Below are 17,189 nucleotides of genomic sequence, written 5' to 3' on the forward strand. Positions count from 1 at the left end.
ATTAGGTTACACAAAACCTAAAAAAGCGGAGAGACAGGGACTCGAACCCTGGCGACGGTTACCCGTCGACAGATTAGCAATCTGCTCCGTTACCACTCCGGCACCTCTCCTAAATTTTCAATTTTGTAAAAGAACATTTTCTTTAAGCGGTTGCAAATGTAATTTATCATTCTATAATTTACAACTATTTCATTTCTTTTTTTAACTTTTAAAACAAATAAAATCTAAAAAGGTTCACATTCAATACAGTAGAATTTTAATATTGTTCTAATTCTTTATGAAATGTTATTTATTGCTGTATGAATTCCATAATTTGCAATAAAAGTTTAGTTTTGCACTACAAACAAACAACAAGTTATTATGAGTAAAAAAGTAGTTATCGTTTCAGCAGTAAGAACTCCTATCGGAAGTTTTATGGGATCTTTATCCACCGTTACTGCAACACAATTAGGGGCAACCGCTATTAAAGGCGCATTAGATAAAATTAATTTAGATTACAATTTAGTTGATGAAGTACTGATGGGTAATGTAGTTCAAGCCGGTGTCGGACAAGCGCCCGCTCGTCAAGCCGCATTATTTGCCGGTTTACCTAATAGTGTCATTGCTACTACCATCAATAAAGTATGTGCATCCGGAATGAAAGCGGTAATGCAGGGAGCACAAGCTATTATGAACGGAGATGCCGAAATCATTGTAGCCGGTGGTATGGAAAACATGAGCTTGATTCCGCATTATGTTCACATGAGAAACGGGGTGAAATTTGGCCCAACTTCTTTAGTGGATGGTATGCAAAAAGACGGTTTAGTTGATGCTTACGACAACAATGCCATGGGGGTTAGTGCCGATTTGTGCGCAACAGAATATAAAATAACCCGTGAAGAACAGGATGCTTTTGCTATTCAATCCTATGAGCGTTCGGCTAAAGCTTGGAGTGAAGGTAAATTTGATAACGAAGTGGTTCCGGTAACAATTCCGCAACGTCGTGGTGATGCTATTGTTTTTTCAAAAGACGAAGAATATACCAATGTAAAATTGGATAAAATACCTGCTCTTAATCCTGCTTTTACGAAAGAAGGAACGGTAACCGCAGCCAATGCTTCTACTATAAATGACGGAGCGGCAGCTTTGGTATTAATGAGTGAAGAAAAAGCTGTATCAATGGGATTAAAACCATTAGCTTATATCAAATCATATGCTGATGCAGCACAAGAACCAAAATGGTTTACAACAGCACCGGCAAAAGCTTTACCAAAAGCCTTAGACAAAGTTGGTTTATCAATCACAGATGTAGATTATTTCGAATTTAACGAAGCTTTTTCAGTGGTAGGTCTAGCCAATGCTAAAATTCTTGGTTTAGATAATAACAAAATAAATGTAAACGGTGGAGCTGTTTCCTTAGGGCATCCACTAGGATGTTCAGGAGCCAGAATCATTGTAACATTGATTAATGTATTAGAACAAAATAACGCTAAAATAGGAGCCGCAGCTATCTGTAATGGTGGTGGTGGTGCATCAGCCATTGTTATTGAAAGAGCTTAAATAAATTATAAGTTATGAGTTATAAGTTATGAGTTGAGAAAGACTCAGTAATTTATAACTCATAATTCAAAACTCATAATTCCTTTAAATGTTTGCCATTTGTAACTTAGCCATAATCCCTTTACGAGCCGAACCAAGCGATCGAAGCGAAATTGTTTCGCAGGTTTTGTTTGGAGAGCATTTTGAGATTTTGGAAACACAAAATCAATGGGCAAAAATCAAATTACAGTTTGATGATTACGAAGGCTGGGTCGATTCAAAACAATACCAAATTATCTCGGAAAAAAGCTTTAACTCACTTTCTAAAGATGCTATAATCCTGAATTCAGATTTGGTGGAATATGTTACCAATCCGTCCAATGTATTATTACCAATTCCGCTTGGTGCTTCGCTTTCGTTTTTAAATCATAGCGAAATCAATGTGGACAATTTCGAGTTTGAAGGCATGCGAATCAGTGGTGTTAAACCTAAATCCGATTTAATTGCTACAGCTTATTTATACCTCAATGCTCCTTATTTATGGGGAGGTAAAACACCTTTTGGTATTGATTGTTCCGGATTTACACAAATGGTATACAAACTCAATGGTTACAAATTACTGCGAGATGCTTCCCAACAATCAACTCAAGGCGATGCTTTGAGTTTTATTGAAGAAAGTGAACCCGGAGATTTAGCTTTCTTTGACAACGAAGAAGGCAAAATTATTCACGTTGGTATTATGATGGAAAACAATTATATCATTCACGCCAGCGGAAAAGTACGCATCGACCGTTTAGATCATTTAGGAATCTACAATGCGGAACAAAACAGACATACCCATCGATTGAGAGTCATTAAGAAAATCATATAAACCGGAACAGCAGTTTCGGTTTTTTTATTACTTTTAATTTCAAATCATTTGAAAATGAAAAAAATCATTACGATTTCCCTGTTTTTTATTGCGATATCATTTGTGAGTTGTATCAAATCAAAAGAAGATTCCAATTCAGACGCGCGATACCAACCGAAAGAATATGTAAAACTCAAACATCCGGATTGGAGTAAAAACGCCACCATCTATGAAGTCAATGTGAGACAGTTTACTCCTGAAGGAACCTTTAAAGCTTTTGAAGCTCATTTGCCCAGAATAAAAAAAATGGGCATCGATATCATTTGGCTAATGCCTATCAATCCGATTGGTGTTGAAAAAAGAAAAGGAACATTGGGCAGCGAATATTCCGTTAAAGATTATTATGGCATCAATCCTGAATTTGGCACTAAAGATGATTTCAAACATTTGGTAGCTAAAATTCACAGTATGGGCATGCATGTCATAGTAGATTGGGTTGCCAATCACTCATCATGGGACAATCAATTAGCTAAAGACCATCCGGATTGGTATACCAAAACCGAAGAAGGTCATTTTCAGCCAACGCCTTGGTATGATTGGGATGATGTAATCGACTTTGATTATGACCAGCCCGGTATCCGCAAATACATGACTGAAGCGCTGGTGTATTGGGTTAAAGATTTCGACATCGATGGGTATCGTTGTGATACAGCCGGATTTATTCCTACTGATTTTTGGGACAATGTACGTGCCGAATTAGATGCTGTAAAACCGGTCTTTATGTTGGCAGAATGGGAATCACGCGACTTACACGAAAAAGCCTTTGACATGACATATTCATGGACGCTATTTGATAAAATGACGGCGGTTACCCGAGATAAAAAAAGCATCAGCGGTTTAGTGGAATACATGGCTCACGATGTAAGTACTTTTCCGCGCAATGGCTACCGAATGACCTTTACGGATAATCACGATATAAATTCCTGGAACGGCAATCAATATGCCAATTTCGGGGACGGACTGGAAGCTTCTATGGTTTTGTGCAGCATGGTTAACGGAATGCCTTTGGTTTACGGTGGCCAGGAAGCAGGATTAAATCATTCTTTGAAATTTTTTGATAAAGATGTAATCGAATGGAAAGAAACTCCTTTTGTTTCGATCTACACTACCTATTTGATTTAAAACATAAAAACAACGCTTTATGGAACGGTAATGAAGGTGGTGTAATGGTTCGCGTTTATAATGATAAAATGGATCAAGTGATTTCGTTTTCTCGAACCAAAAATAACGACAAAATCATTGCTGTCATCAACTACAGTGATAAACCTGCGACAGTAAAGCTAAACTCAAAACACCAAAAAGGCACCTATCAAGAGCTTTTTACCAAAGAAGCAATTACGCTTAAAGGTGATGATGTTTTTGAACTAAAGCCTTGGCAATACATGGTTTTGGTAAAATAAAAAAAGTCCCGATGAAACGGGACTTTTTTTATATGTTGCTGTTAGTTTTATTTCATTAAAAAATTCAAACCAACATTGAAACTCGAACGCGAATTTGTAACAGCGGAATAATCATTATTCTTGAATATATCATTGAAACCGCCTTGTCCGTCAAATTCAAAAAAGATTTTCAATTTATTGGAAACCGGAATTTTTACTCCAACACCAACCGCTAAACCAAAATCATTGGTATTAAAATCATCGGTGATATCATACCCAAAACGTGTATCTTCAGCATTCAGAAGGAATCCGAAATAAGGTCCGAAATTTAAGTACCAGTTTCTTTTATTTCCAAAATGCCAGTTAGCCATAATAGGAATCGTTAGGTAATTCAGATTAATATTAGTACGATACAAATTTCCGTTAGGACCATTAATCAAATCATTATCCCAGCCTTTTTGATCGTAAATCAATTTTCCTTTAATACTCCAAGCATTTGAAAAATAATAATCAATAGACCCCCCGAAATTATACCCGCTGCCGGTATCCGAATTAGATTGGTCATCCGAAACCGATGAACTGTTGTACCCAAGGTTTAACCCAAATTCAACATCTCCTTTTTTTTGCGCAGAAACGGTGGTTAATCCTAACACCGCAATGACTGTCAATACGATTTTTTTCATGATATTTAATTTTTGTACTATCAAAAGTACTCATTTAGAAAGAAAACAAACCACTCTTTAGATTTCTTTTACACCTTCTATAAAATAATCAATTTCTTCTTTGGTATTATAATGAGAAAACGAAATACGCAAACTCGGTTTTTTCAAGGCCTCTTCCGACAGCATTTCGGCCAACACATGAGAAGGCTTTACACTTCCGCTTTGACAAGCGCTTCCTCTTGAAACGGCTATCCCTTTCATATCCAAATTGAACAAAATCATAGAAGTCTTTTCGGGAGAAAAAGGCAACAATACGTTTAAAATATTGTAAAAAGTTGAAGTACCATTGACCTCAATTTCAGGAAAAGTCTGCTGTAGTTTTTGCCAACAATAGGTTTTCAGCTCCGTTATATAACGACGTTCTTCTTCTAGATTTTCTACAGCCAATTCCAAAGCTTTGGCCATTCCGGCAATTTGATGCACAGGCTCAGTTCCGGCGCGCCAACCTTTTTCCTGTTCCCCTCCAAACAGCAGGGGTTGCAGCACTAAATTTTTACGAACGAAGGCAAAACCTATTCCTTTTGGCCCGTGGAATTTATGGGCACTGGCTACCAAAAAATCAATGGGCAATTGTTGTAAATCTAATTCTGTTTTTCCAACCGACTGAACGGTGTCACAATGAAACAAAGCCTTATATTGGTGGCATACCGCTCCGATTTTAGCAATATCACTGATATCGCCTGTTTCATTATTAACATGCATCAACGACACTATGGTTTTAGTCTCTTCGGTAAGCAAATCTTCCAACTGTTTATAGTCTAAAATGCCTTCTTCGGATACATTAATATAATCAAGCTGAACACCAAATTCCGCTTGTAAGGCTTGTGTGGTATACAATGTGGCATGATGCTCTACTTTGGACGTAATGATTCTTTTTACACCAAAATCTTTTACAGCACTTCTTAAAATCCAATTCGTAGCTTCGGTGGCGCTTGAAGTAAAAATGATTTCCTGAGCATTGCAATGCAAGTATTTGGCAATCGTTTTACGAGAGGTTTCCATCACGGCTTTGGCACTTCGACCTATACTGTGTGTAGAGGATGGATTGCCATAATCTGACTGCATCACTTTTACCATTTCGTCAATGACTTTTTGGCGAATAGGCGTTGTTGCCGCATTATCGAGATAAACTTTTTTCATGATGCAAATATAAAAAGGACTGTTCCTAATAAAATGATAAAAGATAAATTTAATAGTATAAAAAACTTATTTTTGCTAAAAATTTACAGTCCGAATGAAACGAATTCTAAGCATACTCACACTCCTTTTTATTATCAATGCATGCGACGATGGAGATTTGACCATTGATACTATCGACTTTTCCGAAGTAACGGCCAAAAAATGTGATCTTAAGGATATTATCTATAAAGTAAAAGATTCCGAAATGCTGATTCTTGCCATCCCGGCCACCACATTTCCTAACGATCAAACACCAGATGGCACCCCTATTACACTACCGATAAACACTACCAATCAGGTGATTTACCGACAATACAGCAGCACTGTGAGTAGTGATAACATTTGCCCAACGGTTCCTTCCGCCAATCCGTCTTTAACAGAAGAATGGAAAGCCACCGCCGGAACGATTCAAATTACATCAACCGCTATATATGCCCCGACCACTTCTAACGGTACAAAAATTACAAACTACAATCATTATATCGTTTTTAAAAATGTTACGTTCCAAACACCAAACGGCACACAAGTGTATGAGAATTATGTTTTTGGAAACTATACTACAACCGCTACAGCTCTAGCCTTTGGATTTGATACTGAAGTACAAAAAAGCACTTGTGACAATCGAATTTTTAACTTTAACGGAAGTGAAGCTTTGATTTTGGATGTGGCTAATTATGCAACCCTTTTTGAAAATGCGGTAACCACTACACCCAGAACGGCCGTAATCGATTCAACCAACAAATTGACTTACCAGTTATATTCTAATACGGTAAATGATACTTACTTCTGTACTACACCAACTACGCCGGTACTTTCTCAGGAGTGGAAAGCGGATAACAGTGTAACTGATGTAAGCGGTATAATAGAAGTAACTACAACAACTTTATGGACTGATTTTCAACATACTATTCGTTTTAAAAAGGTAACTTTTAAAAGAGGAAACAGTACTTTTTATCTGGGCGATGATGTCTTGTATGGAAGTTTTATAACCACTCCATAATTAAAATAAACCACCATGCCCACCGATTGTATTTCGTATCAAAACTCAGGTTATTTCACTAAACTAATCGTTGATTATTTAGCGGAAAAAGCCGAATTAAAAAAGTTTTACAACCGTTTCCCGCATCTTGAAAATTTTAAAGAGCAGCTCAACGAAAAAGCCTTGAATTTCTCCCAAGAGCACAGAACTGTTTTAGTTACTGAACTGGAAAAGCAATATCAAAATTTTGAGCTTTCGGCTGCTACAAAAAACAACATTACACTACTTTCCGATTCAAAAACATATACGGTAACAACAGGACATCAGTTGAATTTATTTACCGGACCGCTTTATTTTTTATATAAAATTGTTACCACCATCAACTTGTGTGAAGAGTTGAAAAAAGCTTATCCTGAGCATCATTTTGTGCCGGTATATTGGATGGCTACTGAAGACCATGATTTTGAAGAGATTAATTATTTCAATTTCAAAAAAGTAAAAATCAAATGGGACAAAGCCTCTTCCGGTCCTGTGGGAAGGCTTTCTACAACCGGTTTAGCCGATGTTTTTGAAGTATTCGCCAAAGAGTTGGGCGTAGGAACCAATGCAGATTCCTTAAAAAACTTATTTGAAAAGGCTTATCTGAAACATGATACTTTAGCCGAAGCAACGCGCTATTTAGCCAACGAATTATTCGGTAAAAAAGGATTGGTGATTCTTGATGGCGATGCTGTTTCGCTCAAGCAATTATTCATTCCGTATGTAAAGAATGAGTTGCTTCACCAAACTTCCTTTTCAAAAGTTTCCGAAACCAATGCTCTGCTGGAAAAAGAATACGACATTCAGGTAAACCCAAGAGAAATCAATCTTTTTTATATTGAAGACAAGATGCGGGAACGCATTCTTTTTGAAAATAATCAGTACAAAGTAAATAATACGACACTGACTTTTTCGGAAACGGAAATCTTGGCTTTATTGGATAAAAACCCTGAAAAATTCAGTCCGAATGTTATCCTGAGACCTTTGTACCAAGAAGTTATTTTGCCGAATCTTTGTTATATTGGTGGAGGAGGAGAATTGGCTTATTGGTTTCAATTAAAATCCAATTTCGAAGCTAACAACATTACTTTTCCATTGCTTTTACTACGAAATTCCGTTTTGCTTGCTACGCAAAAACAAGTTGCAAAGGCTGACAAACTGGAGCTTTCCTGGCAAGATTTGTTTACCAATCAGCAAGAATTGTTTACTACAAAAACAAACGAGTTTTCAAAATTCACCATTGATTTTACCGAACAAAAAGAGTTTCTCAAACAACAATTTGATAAAATGAATGCCATCGCTTTGCAAACCGACAAATCTTTTATAGGTGCAGTCAAAGCACAAGAAACCAAACAAACTAAAGGTTTAGACCATTTAGAAAAAAGATTGCTCAAAGCGGAAAAAAGAGTTCACACCGAAAAACTGGAGCGTATAATTAATCTTCAGAATGAATTATTTCCCAATCAGGGATTGCAGGAACGCAAAGCCAATTTTGCTGAGTTTTATCTTGACGTGAATGGTAAACTACTTGATAAACTGTTTGAAGAATTAAATCCTTTGAAAGCAAATTTCACCATAATTAGTTTGTGATTTGACTTGGAAATAGTTAAAAAAGGTCTATTTTTGCACCCAATTATAAAAAAAATAAACAAACAAAATGGCAACAAATAGAACATTTACCATGATTAAACCGGATGGTGTTGAAAATGGACACATTGGTGGAATCTTAAACATGATTACTGAAGGCGGATTCAGAATTGTATCAATGAAATTAACACAATTAACTGTAGCTGATGCACAAAAATTCTATGCAGTTCACTCAGCTCGACCTTTCTTTGGTGAGTTAGTTGAATTCATGACACGCGGACCGATTGTGGCGGCTATTTTAGAAAAAGATAATGCTGTAGAAGATTTCAGAACTTTGATTGGTGCTACTAACCCTGCTGAAGCTGCTGAAGGAACTATCCGTAAAAAGTATGCTACTTCTATCGGAGAAAATGCTGTACATGGTTCAGATTCTGATGAGAATGCTGCTATCGAAAGTGCTTTCCACTTTGCCGGAAGAGAGCAATTTTAATAAGCTGCAGAGGATAAAGAAACCTTTAACCGTTATAAAAACCCAATTCATCTAAATTAAAGATGAATTGGGTTTTTTTTATGATTTACATTGTATATATTTTTTTACATTTACTTCCCTTACATTTTTAAATTAAAATTGTTATGCCTGAAATCGATACTTATCTTAACAAGACCTACAAAATGGGCCTTTTTTTTGAGTTGTCAGCCGATTTATTTATCATAGCCGGATTTGATGGTTATTTTAAAAAGGTGAACCCTGCGGTTTGTAAAGTATTAGAGTATTCCGAAGCCGAGCTCCTTGCCCACCCCATCACTACTTTTATTCATGAGGATGACTTGGCTATTACCATTAAAAATAGAGAAAACATCAAAATGGGTAAACCGTTATTGCATTTTGAAAACCGTTATGTCACGAAAAGCGGTGAAACTGTTTGGTTGTCATGGACCTCAATGCCATTAGTCGGTAGTGATTTGGTTTATGCCATTGCTAAAAATATCACCCATATCAAAAAGCAAGAAGAAGAACGCAATCTATTGTTGACTAATCTCAAAAAAATTAACCGAGACCTCAAGAAATTAAACTACACTGCCTCGCACGATATGCGTTCTCCGGTTAATAATTTACTCTCTATTTTCAGCCTGCTGGATGTTTCCACAATAAAAGATAAAGAAACACTTGAATTTATTGAAATACTCAAGACTTCTACCGAAGGATTAAAACAAACCTTAAATAATTATGTAGACAACATTCATCATAACGAAAATCAAAGCATAGCACTAGAAAATATATCGTTTGAAAAATCATTAAAAAAAGTACAACAATCTATAAAATCATTGGTAAAAGACTCTAAGACTACCTTTACGATTGATTTTTCATTAGCCAAAAAAGTAACATTCAACAAAACCTATCTGGAAAGTATCTTCCTCAACCTGATTACCAATGCCATCAAATACGGTAATCCCGATAAATCTCCTAACATTACTATTACTACTCAAAAAATAGAAGGCTACATTCAACTTATTTTTACGGATAACGGACAGGGCTTTGATATCAAAAAAGTAAAAGATAAAATTTTCGGGCTTAATCAAAAATTTCACAACAATGCCGACAGTAAGGGTATCGGACTCTACTTGGTTTACAACCACATTACCGATTTAGGCGGTACTATTGAAGTGAAAAGTGAAATCGATAAAGGCACGACTTTTACGCTATTGTTCAGAGATTAAAAAGGCCTGTTTTAGGAATTCTTATCTTGAGAAATTTATTTTTTGTAACAATTTTTGTTAGAATTATACTAAGAAACAATATTATTCGTTATAGTTTCATTACAAACCAAAATTTAAATTTTATGAAAAAACAACTGTTCTCCGTTTTAGTTATTTTAATCTCCTACTGCACTTTAGCGCAAACCACTCCAGAAAAAAAGAAAGCAAATTTGAATTTACAGTGAACACCAAACTGGGATTTGCCAAATTGAAACAAACCGGCAATGTACCATTGAACGGAAATGTAAATGGTGCTGATGTATTATTCACATTACCTTTAGGAAGCAAATGGAATTTGGCTTCGGGAATTGGTTATTTAGAATATGATGCTAACCCCAGTATTGCAGGGAACACAGCGAGTATAAAAAATTCTTACCTGCACATCCCGGTACAATTCAGCAGTGACTTTGCCATATTTAACAACGAAAAACCCGAAAATCAAAAAATATTTTTTACCGTCGGACTAGGGGTTTATGCCAATTCCCTACTTAAACAAGAATTAGAAACCGTAACCGGAAACAGCAGCGTTAAAAATCAAGGCTGGAATTTTGGCTTCTCAAGTCAAATTGGTGCCAAATTCATCCTTACTGATGCTCTCAATATAGGAATAGGTTTTGAAGGACAAAGTGATTTTACTAAAATGAAAAAAGACGGAAACGAGCAAAAACTAGAAAACTTAAATGCAGTTTATTTTAAAATGGGATTTAAGTTTTAAAATCATTTCAAACTAATATGAAAGCCCTAATTCGTTAGGGCTTTTTTATTTAACTGCTACCGTTCAACTCTCGGTTTTACTTCGGTAACAATTCACTTTATGTGGTTTTACCAACATTTTTGACTCTTTCCGCCAACTTCTTAGTCTCTTCCGTGTCCTCTTTGAACCCTTCCGCCGACGGAACGCACCTTAGGGAAAGCGGAAAAGGTCTTAGGGAGGGCGGAAAGCAATACAGAAATAGCGGAAAGCATCATAGGGTATGCGGAAAGCATTATAGGAACAACGGAAAGCACCTTAGAGAATGTAGAACCATCTGTTACTAAAAAAGCCCCGATTTCTCGAGGCTTTTTATATTATTGTAAACTGGCTAAACTCTGCTCAATGGTGGCAATTTTTGCCAGCGCATCAGCTTCTTTTTTACGTTCGTTAGCTATGACTTGCTCAGGAGCTCCGGCTACGAATTTCTCGTTGGCCAGTTTGCTTTGTACACTGCGCAAGAAACCTTGATTGTATTTCAATTCTTCGGTTAGTTTTATAATTTCGGCAGCAACGTCAATAGTACCTGAAACCGGAATAAAGTATTCATTCGATTTTACACGGTAAGTTAAGGCGCCGTCAATTTTATCATTGATGTATTCTAAAGTAGTGATGTTTCCTAATTTGGTAATTACACTGTCAAAATAAGTTGATGCTTTTTCGTTGTTAACCACTTTCAAATCTACTGCATCTTTCATAGCAATATTTTTGTCTTTACGAATGGTTCTCACGCCGGCAATTACTTCCATGGCAAAATCAAAGTCGGCAATCAACTCTTGGTTAAACGCAGTCATGGTTGGATAAACCGAAATGATTAACGCTTGTTCCGGAGTTCTTTCTGTAATGTGTTGCCAAATTTCCTCAGTTAAGAAAGGCATAAAAGGATGCAATAGTTTTAAATTGGCCTCTAACATTTCAATCGCTTTGTTGAAAGTAGCTCGGTCAATAGGTTGTTGGTACCCCGGTTTTATCATTTCCAGGAACCACGAACAGAAATCATCCCAAACCAATTTATAGATTGCCATCAAGGCATCAGACAGGCGGTATTTTTCAAAGTGATCTTCAATTTCAACTAAAGTTTGTTTCAACTTGGCTTCATACCATTCGATGGCAACTTTAGAGCTTTCGGGTTGGGTAATATCAGCTACTTCCCAGCCTTTTATTAAACGGAAAGCATTCCAAATTTTATTAGCAAAAGCTTTTCCGTTGTTGCATAACTCTTCGTCAAACATAATGTCGTTTCCGGCAGAAGCACTTAACAACAGCCCTACTCTCACTCCATCGGCACCAAATTTTTCAATCAGTTCCAAAGGTTCAGGCGAGTTTCCTAAAGATTTTGACATTTTACGACGTTGTTTGTCGCGTACCAAACCGGTTAGGTAAACATTAGTAAACGGTTTTTTGCCAGTATACTCATAACCTGCAATAATCATACGGGCAACCCAGAAGAACAAAATATCCGGTCCGGTTACTAAATCATTGGTTGGATAATAGTAGTTGAAATCTTCATTTTCAGGATCCATAATTCCGCCAAAAACGGCTATTGGCCATAACCATGACGAGAACCAAGTATCTAAAGCATCGGCATCCTGAATCAAATCAGAGGCGGTTAATTGGTCATTCTTGCTGGCGGCTTTGGCTAAAACTAAGGCTTCTTCTTTGGTTTCGGCTACTACAAAATCTTCCTTGCCATCACCATAGTAATAAGCCGGAATTTGTTGTCCCCACCACAATTGACGGGAGATATTCCAGTCGCGTATGTTTTCTAACCAGTGACGGTAGGTATTATTAAAACGTGATGGATATAATTTGATTTCTTCGGTTTCTAAAACTGCTTTGATGGCGGGTTTTACCAAATCTTCCATGCGGAGGAACCATTGGTCAGACAAACGCGGTTCGATAACCGCTTTGGTTCTTTCTGACGTCCCTACTTTGTTGATGTGATTTTCAACTTTTTCTAAAGCGTTGATATCCTCTAATTCTTTTGCAATTTCTTCACGAACTACGAAACGGTCTTTGCCTTGATAATGCAAACCAAAACTGTTCAACGTAGCGTCATCATTAAAGATGTCAATGATTTCTAAATTGTGTTTTTCACCTAGCGCTTTATCGTTAACATCGTGAGCCGGAGTTACTTTTAAACACCCGGTACCGAATTCCATATCAACATATTCATCAAAAATAATAGGAATGAAACGGTTGCAGATAGGCACTATAGCTTGTTTGCCTTTCAAATGGGTATAGCGTTCATCATCCGGATGAATACAAATGGCAGTATCGCCCAAAATAGTTTCGGGTCGTGTAGTAGCAATGGTTACAAACTCATTAGTACCTACAATTTGGTATTTCAGATGGTATAATTTCCCTTGACGTTCTTCATAAATTACTTCTTCATCAGACAAGGTAGTCTTGGCTTCCGGATCCCAATTGACCATGCGGTAACCGCGATAAATTTGGCCTTTATTGTATAAATCAACAAACGAACGAATTACAGAAGCCGACATATCGGGATCCATGGTGAATTTGGTTCGATCCCAGTCGCAAGAACACCCTAATTGTTTTAACTGCTCAAGGATGGTTCCGCCGTATTTAGTGGTCCAATCCCAAGCGTGTTTAAGGAATTCTTCACGAGTCAAATCATTCTTGTTGATGCCTTCTTGTTTCAACTTGGCCACTACTTTGGCTTCTGTAGCAATAGAAGCGTGATCGGTTCCTGGAACCCAGCAGGCATTGAATCCTTTTAATCGGGCACGACGGATTAACACATCCTGAATGGTGTTGTTCAGCATGTGTCCCATGTGCAATACTCCGGTCACATTGGGTGGCGGAATGGTGATGGTATACGGAGTTCTATGGTCGGGTTTAGAATGAAAATAGTTGTTTTTCATCCAGTAGTCGTACCACTTTTTTTCTACTTCTTTGGCATTGAATTGAGCTGGAATCATATATAGATTGTTATACTTCTTAGATTGTTAGACTGCATAGATTACAAAAGTGCAATGCCTCTCTCTTTTAGCCCCGATTGCAGAGGCTACCGCGTAGCCCGGAAAGCGGGAAAATGGACCACTGATAAAGCCCTAACCATTCGCTCCTACTATTGTGGCATACATTTTGTAAACTGAACTGCAAAAGTAATTAATAAAGACTTTAGAAAAAATTAAGAATTAAATTTTTGTGTATTAATTTAAACAAAGTAAATTTACGAACCAAAGATAAAAATTTGACCTATGAAAAGACAGCTACTTATTGCGGTACTCCTTATAAATGCTGCAGTTTTTGCCCAAAGTGGTGCCAAAATTGAGTTTAAGGACAAAGACAACACCATTGATTACGGAACGGTAAATAAAGAGGATGACAGTGGTTTGCGTATTTTTGAATTCACCAATACCGGTGATGCCCCACTGATTATTACTAATGTGCAATCGACTTGCGGTTGTACTGTTCCCTCAAAACCAACAGAACCAATATTACCGGGAAAAACCGGAAAAATTGAAGTGAAATACAACATGCACACCGGCCCAATTAGAAAAACGATTACGGTTGAAAGCAACGCCGTGAATGTAGAAGAAGGCCGAGTAGCCATAAAAATAAAAGGCGAGGTCGTTGAAAAACCGGTAGAAAATCTACTGGAGAAAAAGACCAAAAGCCCTATGATGCAATAACAGAAACGTCCCGAATATCGGGACGTTTTTTTATAGAATACTTTTGAGTTGGAATTGATAAGTCAACGTTATATTGTTCCGTTCGATTTCTATCTTTATCGTTTTTCCTTCTTCGGATTTTAGCAGCTCGTTTATCTTTTCGATGGTTAAGTCTTGGGAGTTTCGACCGTTAATTTTCATAATCCTATCTCCTTTTTTCAATCCTGATTTTTCAGCATTCGAATTAACTCTCACACTGGCAATTTTAAAAACCGGTTTTAGTTCAAAACGAATCTGTAGTTTGTCTTGTACCCTCTCGTCGCTGGCACTGGTATACACTTTGATTCCGTCAGTACTTCCAAAAGTTTGTTTGGTCCATTCTAATCCGGCATGCTCTACTTCTATCCCACTCATATTGAAATTAAACGGGTCGTTAATTTTACCATTAGGACTAGAATAAACAGCATTGTTTTTATAATCAAAAACGATGGTAAATCGAGACAGGACTTCTCCGCCAATAGAACCAATACGGTTAGGCACAAAGTTCACACTTTTGATTGAAGTGGAATCGGGGAAAGTTACAATCGGATTCTTAAATTGTTTAGTGCCAAAATCAAAACCACTGATTCGGCCGCGAAGACCAAATATATCACCACTAAACCCTCGTCCTAAAAAATCATGTATGGTCTTTTCGGGCTTGGTAAAGTTTTGTGCTTTATTCAAAAAAATCCAAAGAGCATCACTGTTGCCGGTATCTAACAACAGTTTTGAAGGAATAGTTTTGTCGTCCTGCTGAATGTTAGAGATGAAATAGGGTTTGCTTTCTTCTACAGCGATAGAGGCTTTTTTATAGCTGCGTTTTAATTGTTTAGCAATTTTTTGATTTTCATCGGCGTAAACAATCACTTTTTTGGTTTCATAATTGATTTCAACTTTATGATTTTTGAAAAAATGATAACCAATAATCCCGTTGACCGGAATACCTACTTGAGAGGAAAAATTAAATTCCTGATCCAATACAATATAAATCTCATGCTCCAAATCAACAAAGCCATTGGCATCCAATTTATTTTTGGAAGATTTGTAGGCGTCCACCGCATCATTGCTTCCTAAGCCTTTCAGTTTTAACTGTTCAATATGAAAAAACTGAATTTGTTCTTTGTCATCTAAACTGAAAAGAATGGTTTCTTCAACTCCGGTATCCAATAAAAAAGTGAGTTCTTCTCCATTGACTTTGATGGGAATAAAAATCAGATTATTGATGAGTTTAAAAGGAATAACAACTTTCTTCTTAGGGCTATTTATTTTAAATTCCGATTGACAATATACAGAGGTAATTGAAAACAGAAAAAAATATAAAACAAAGGATAGCCGCATTGAATCTGATTTTGGATAAATTTAATAAAATAAATCTACTCCAAATAATTTTTATGTTTTATTAAAGTATTGGTTTGAATTGTTTTCAAGCTAAAAATGTCGCAAATTTGCAACTCAAAATTATAAATCATGCCAAAAATATCATCAAAAGGCCAACACATGCCTGAATCGCCAATCCGAAAATTGGTTCCTTATGCAGAAATTGCCAAAAAGAAAGGAAATATAGTATACCACTTAAACATTGGGCAACCGGATATTAAAACGCCCGATGTAGCATTGAATGCGGTAAAAAATGCCGATATCACGGTATTAGAGTATAGCCACTCTGCCGGTTTTGAAAGTTACCGAACCAAATTGTCCGCATATTACAAATCACATGGTTTACCCATTGATGTGGCCGATATCATTATCACAACGGGTGGCTCTGAAGCCTTGCTTTTTGCTATGGGAAGTACAATGGATGTTGATGATGAAATCATTATTCCTGAACCGTTTTATGCCAATTACAATGGTTTTTCAACCGCTTCCGGTGTTAAAGTAGTGCCTGTAATTTCAACCATTGAGGAAGGTTTTGCTTTGCCTCCGATTGCTGCTTTTGAAAAATTGATTACACCTAAAACCAAAGCTATCCTAATATGTAATCCGGGAAACCCAACCGGTTATTTATATTCTAAGGAAGAAATTATGCAGTTGGCCGAAATCGTAAAAAAACACGATTTATTTTTGATTGCCGATGAAGTATACCGCGAGTTTATTTATGATGAAAACGACAAGCATTTTTCGGTAATGAACGTTCCCGGACTGGAAGAAAATGCTATTATGATTGATTCCGTTTCCAAAAGATACAGCATGTGTGGTGCCCGAATTGGTTGCATCGTATCCAAAAACAAAGAAGTAATGGCAACGGCTATGAAATTTGCACAAGCCCGATTGAGCCCGCCAACTTATGCTCAAATCGCCAGCGAAGCCGCCTTAGAAACTCCTCAAAGTTATTTTGACGATGTGATTTCAGAATACAAAGACCGAAGAGATACTTTGATTGCTGAGTTACAAAAAATTGAAGGCGTAAAAGTGGCCACCCCAAAAGGAGCCTTTTATTGTATTGCCAAATTACCGGTTAAGAATGCTGATGATTTCGCTCAATGGCTTTTAGAATCTTATGACAATAATAGAGAAACCGTTATGGTGGCTCCGGCAGCAGGTTTCTATTCTACTCCAAAGGTTGGCTTAGATGAAGTGCGTATTGCCTATGTGTTGAAAAAAGACGATTTGATTCGCTCCGTAGCTATTTTAAAAGACGCTTTACAAGTCTATAATCAAAAATAATTATCCTATTTAATTAAATAAAA

At 36.8% G+C, this 17,189-nt stretch carries 15 protein-coding genes and 1 tRNA gene; 11 read left to right on the top strand and 5 right to left on the bottom strand.

Annotation, left to right across the window (positions count from 1 at the left end):
- Window positions 1-26: 26 nt before the first annotated feature.
- Window positions 27-110 (bottom strand) — tRNA-Ser (locus GUU89_RS13095).
- Window positions 111-360: 250 nt separating this feature from the next.
- On the opposite strand from GUU89_RS13095, the gene GUU89_RS13100 reads away from it, so the two are divergent.
- The 4 genes from GUU89_RS13100 (at window position 361) to GUU89_RS14835 (ending at window position 3,828) form a co-directional block, all read left to right on the top strand.
- Window positions 361-1,539: an acetyl-CoA C-acyltransferase gene (locus tag GUU89_RS13100; protein ID WP_162128337.1), complete on the top strand. Its 1,179-nt coding sequence runs from the start codon at window positions 361-363 to the stop codon at window positions 1,537-1,539.
- An 88-nt stretch (window positions 1,540-1,627) separates the two neighbouring features.
- Window positions 1,628-2,389, top strand: a complete 762-nt coding sequence (locus GUU89_RS13105) for a C40 family peptidase (protein WP_162128338.1) — start codon at window positions 1,628-1,630, stop codon at window positions 2,387-2,389.
- A 54-nt stretch (window positions 2,390-2,443) separates the two neighbouring features.
- Window positions 2,444-3,550, top strand: a complete 1,107-nt coding sequence (locus GUU89_RS13110) for an alpha-amylase family glycosyl hydrolase (RefSeq protein ID WP_202924461.1) — start codon at window positions 2,444-2,446, stop codon at window positions 3,548-3,550.
- Window positions 3,502-3,828, top strand: coding sequence for an alpha-glucosidase C-terminal domain-containing protein (locus GUU89_RS14835; RefSeq protein ID WP_202924462.1), 327 nt, complete (start codon window positions 3,502-3,504; stop codon window positions 3,826-3,828). The genes GUU89_RS13110 and GUU89_RS14835 overlap by 49 nt, the downstream gene beginning before the upstream one ends.
- Before the next feature lie 47 nt (window positions 3,829-3,875).
- Here GUU89_RS14835 and GUU89_RS13115 read toward each other — a convergent pair whose 3' ends face one another.
- Window positions 3,876-4,490, bottom strand: coding sequence for a porin family protein (locus tag GUU89_RS13115; protein WP_162128339.1), 615 nt, complete (start codon window positions 4,488-4,490; stop codon window positions 3,876-3,878).
- Between the two features lie 57 nt (window positions 4,491-4,547).
- Complete coding sequence (locus tag GUU89_RS13120) at window positions 4,548-5,669, bottom strand: cysteine desulfurase family protein (RefSeq protein WP_162128340.1); 1,122 nt, start codon at window positions 5,667-5,669, stop codon at window positions 4,548-4,550.
- 94 nt (window positions 5,670-5,763) lie between these two features.
- Between GUU89_RS13120 and GUU89_RS13125 the strand changes: the two genes are divergently transcribed.
- From GUU89_RS13125 to GUU89_RS13145, 5 genes are all read left to right on the top strand, one after another.
- Complete coding sequence (locus tag GUU89_RS13125; protein ID WP_162128341.1) at window positions 5,764-6,708, top strand: hypothetical protein; 945 nt, start codon at window positions 5,764-5,766, stop codon at window positions 6,706-6,708.
- A 15-nt stretch (window positions 6,709-6,723) separates the two neighbouring features.
- A complete protein-coding gene (bshC, locus tag GUU89_RS13130; RefSeq protein WP_162128342.1) occupies window positions 6,724-8,316 on the top strand; it encodes a bacillithiol biosynthesis cysteine-adding enzyme BshC in 1,593 nt (530 codons plus the stop codon).
- Between the two features lie 67 nt (window positions 8,317-8,383).
- Window positions 8,384-8,803: a nucleoside-diphosphate kinase gene (locus tag GUU89_RS13135; RefSeq protein ID WP_162128343.1), complete on the top strand. Its 420-nt coding sequence runs from the start codon at window positions 8,384-8,386 to the stop codon at window positions 8,801-8,803.
- 143 nt (window positions 8,804-8,946) lie between these two features.
- On the top strand, window positions 8,947-10,032 hold the full coding sequence (locus tag GUU89_RS13140) for a PAS domain-containing sensor histidine kinase (protein WP_162128344.1): 1,086 nt from the start codon (window positions 8,947-8,949) through the stop codon (window positions 10,030-10,032).
- Window positions 10,033-10,198: 166 nt separating this feature from the next.
- The gene (locus tag GUU89_RS13145) at window positions 10,199-10,786 is read left to right on the top strand and encodes a hypothetical protein (protein WP_394350923.1); all 588 of its coding nucleotides are present in this window, start codon (window positions 10,199-10,201) and stop codon (window positions 10,784-10,786) included.
- Window positions 10,787-11,139: 353 nt separating this feature from the next.
- On the opposite strand, the gene GUU89_RS13150 is transcribed toward GUU89_RS13145, so the two are convergent.
- Complete coding sequence (locus GUU89_RS13150) at window positions 11,140-13,767, bottom strand: valine--tRNA ligase (RefSeq protein ID WP_162128346.1); 2,628 nt, start codon at window positions 13,765-13,767, stop codon at window positions 11,140-11,142.
- Window positions 13,768-14,049: 282 nt separating this feature from the next.
- Here GUU89_RS13150 and GUU89_RS13155 point away from each other — a divergent pair, with 282 nt between their 5' ends.
- The gene (locus GUU89_RS13155; RefSeq protein ID WP_162128347.1) at window positions 14,050-14,484 is read left to right on the top strand and encodes a DUF1573 domain-containing protein; all 435 of its coding nucleotides are present in this window, start codon (window positions 14,050-14,052) and stop codon (window positions 14,482-14,484) included.
- Window positions 14,485-14,514: 30 nt separating this feature from the next.
- Here GUU89_RS13155 and GUU89_RS13160 read toward each other — a convergent pair whose 3' ends face one another.
- The gene (locus tag GUU89_RS13160) at window positions 14,515-15,840 is read right to left on the bottom strand and encodes a PDZ domain-containing protein (RefSeq protein WP_162128348.1); all 1,326 of its coding nucleotides are present in this window, start codon (window positions 15,838-15,840) and stop codon (window positions 14,515-14,517) included.
- A gap of 129 nt (window positions 15,841-15,969) precedes the next feature.
- On the opposite strand from GUU89_RS13160, the gene GUU89_RS13165 reads away from it, so the two are divergent.
- Complete coding sequence (locus tag GUU89_RS13165) at window positions 15,970-17,166, top strand: pyridoxal phosphate-dependent aminotransferase (protein ID WP_162128349.1); 1,197 nt, start codon at window positions 15,970-15,972, stop codon at window positions 17,164-17,166.
- The last annotated feature ends 23 nt before the right edge of the window (window positions 17,167-17,189 follow it).

It is taken from the genome of Flavobacterium phycosphaerae (assembly GCF_010119235.1).
Taxonomy (GTDB): domain Bacteria; phylum Bacteroidota; class Bacteroidia; order Flavobacteriales; family Flavobacteriaceae; genus Flavobacterium; species Flavobacterium phycosphaerae.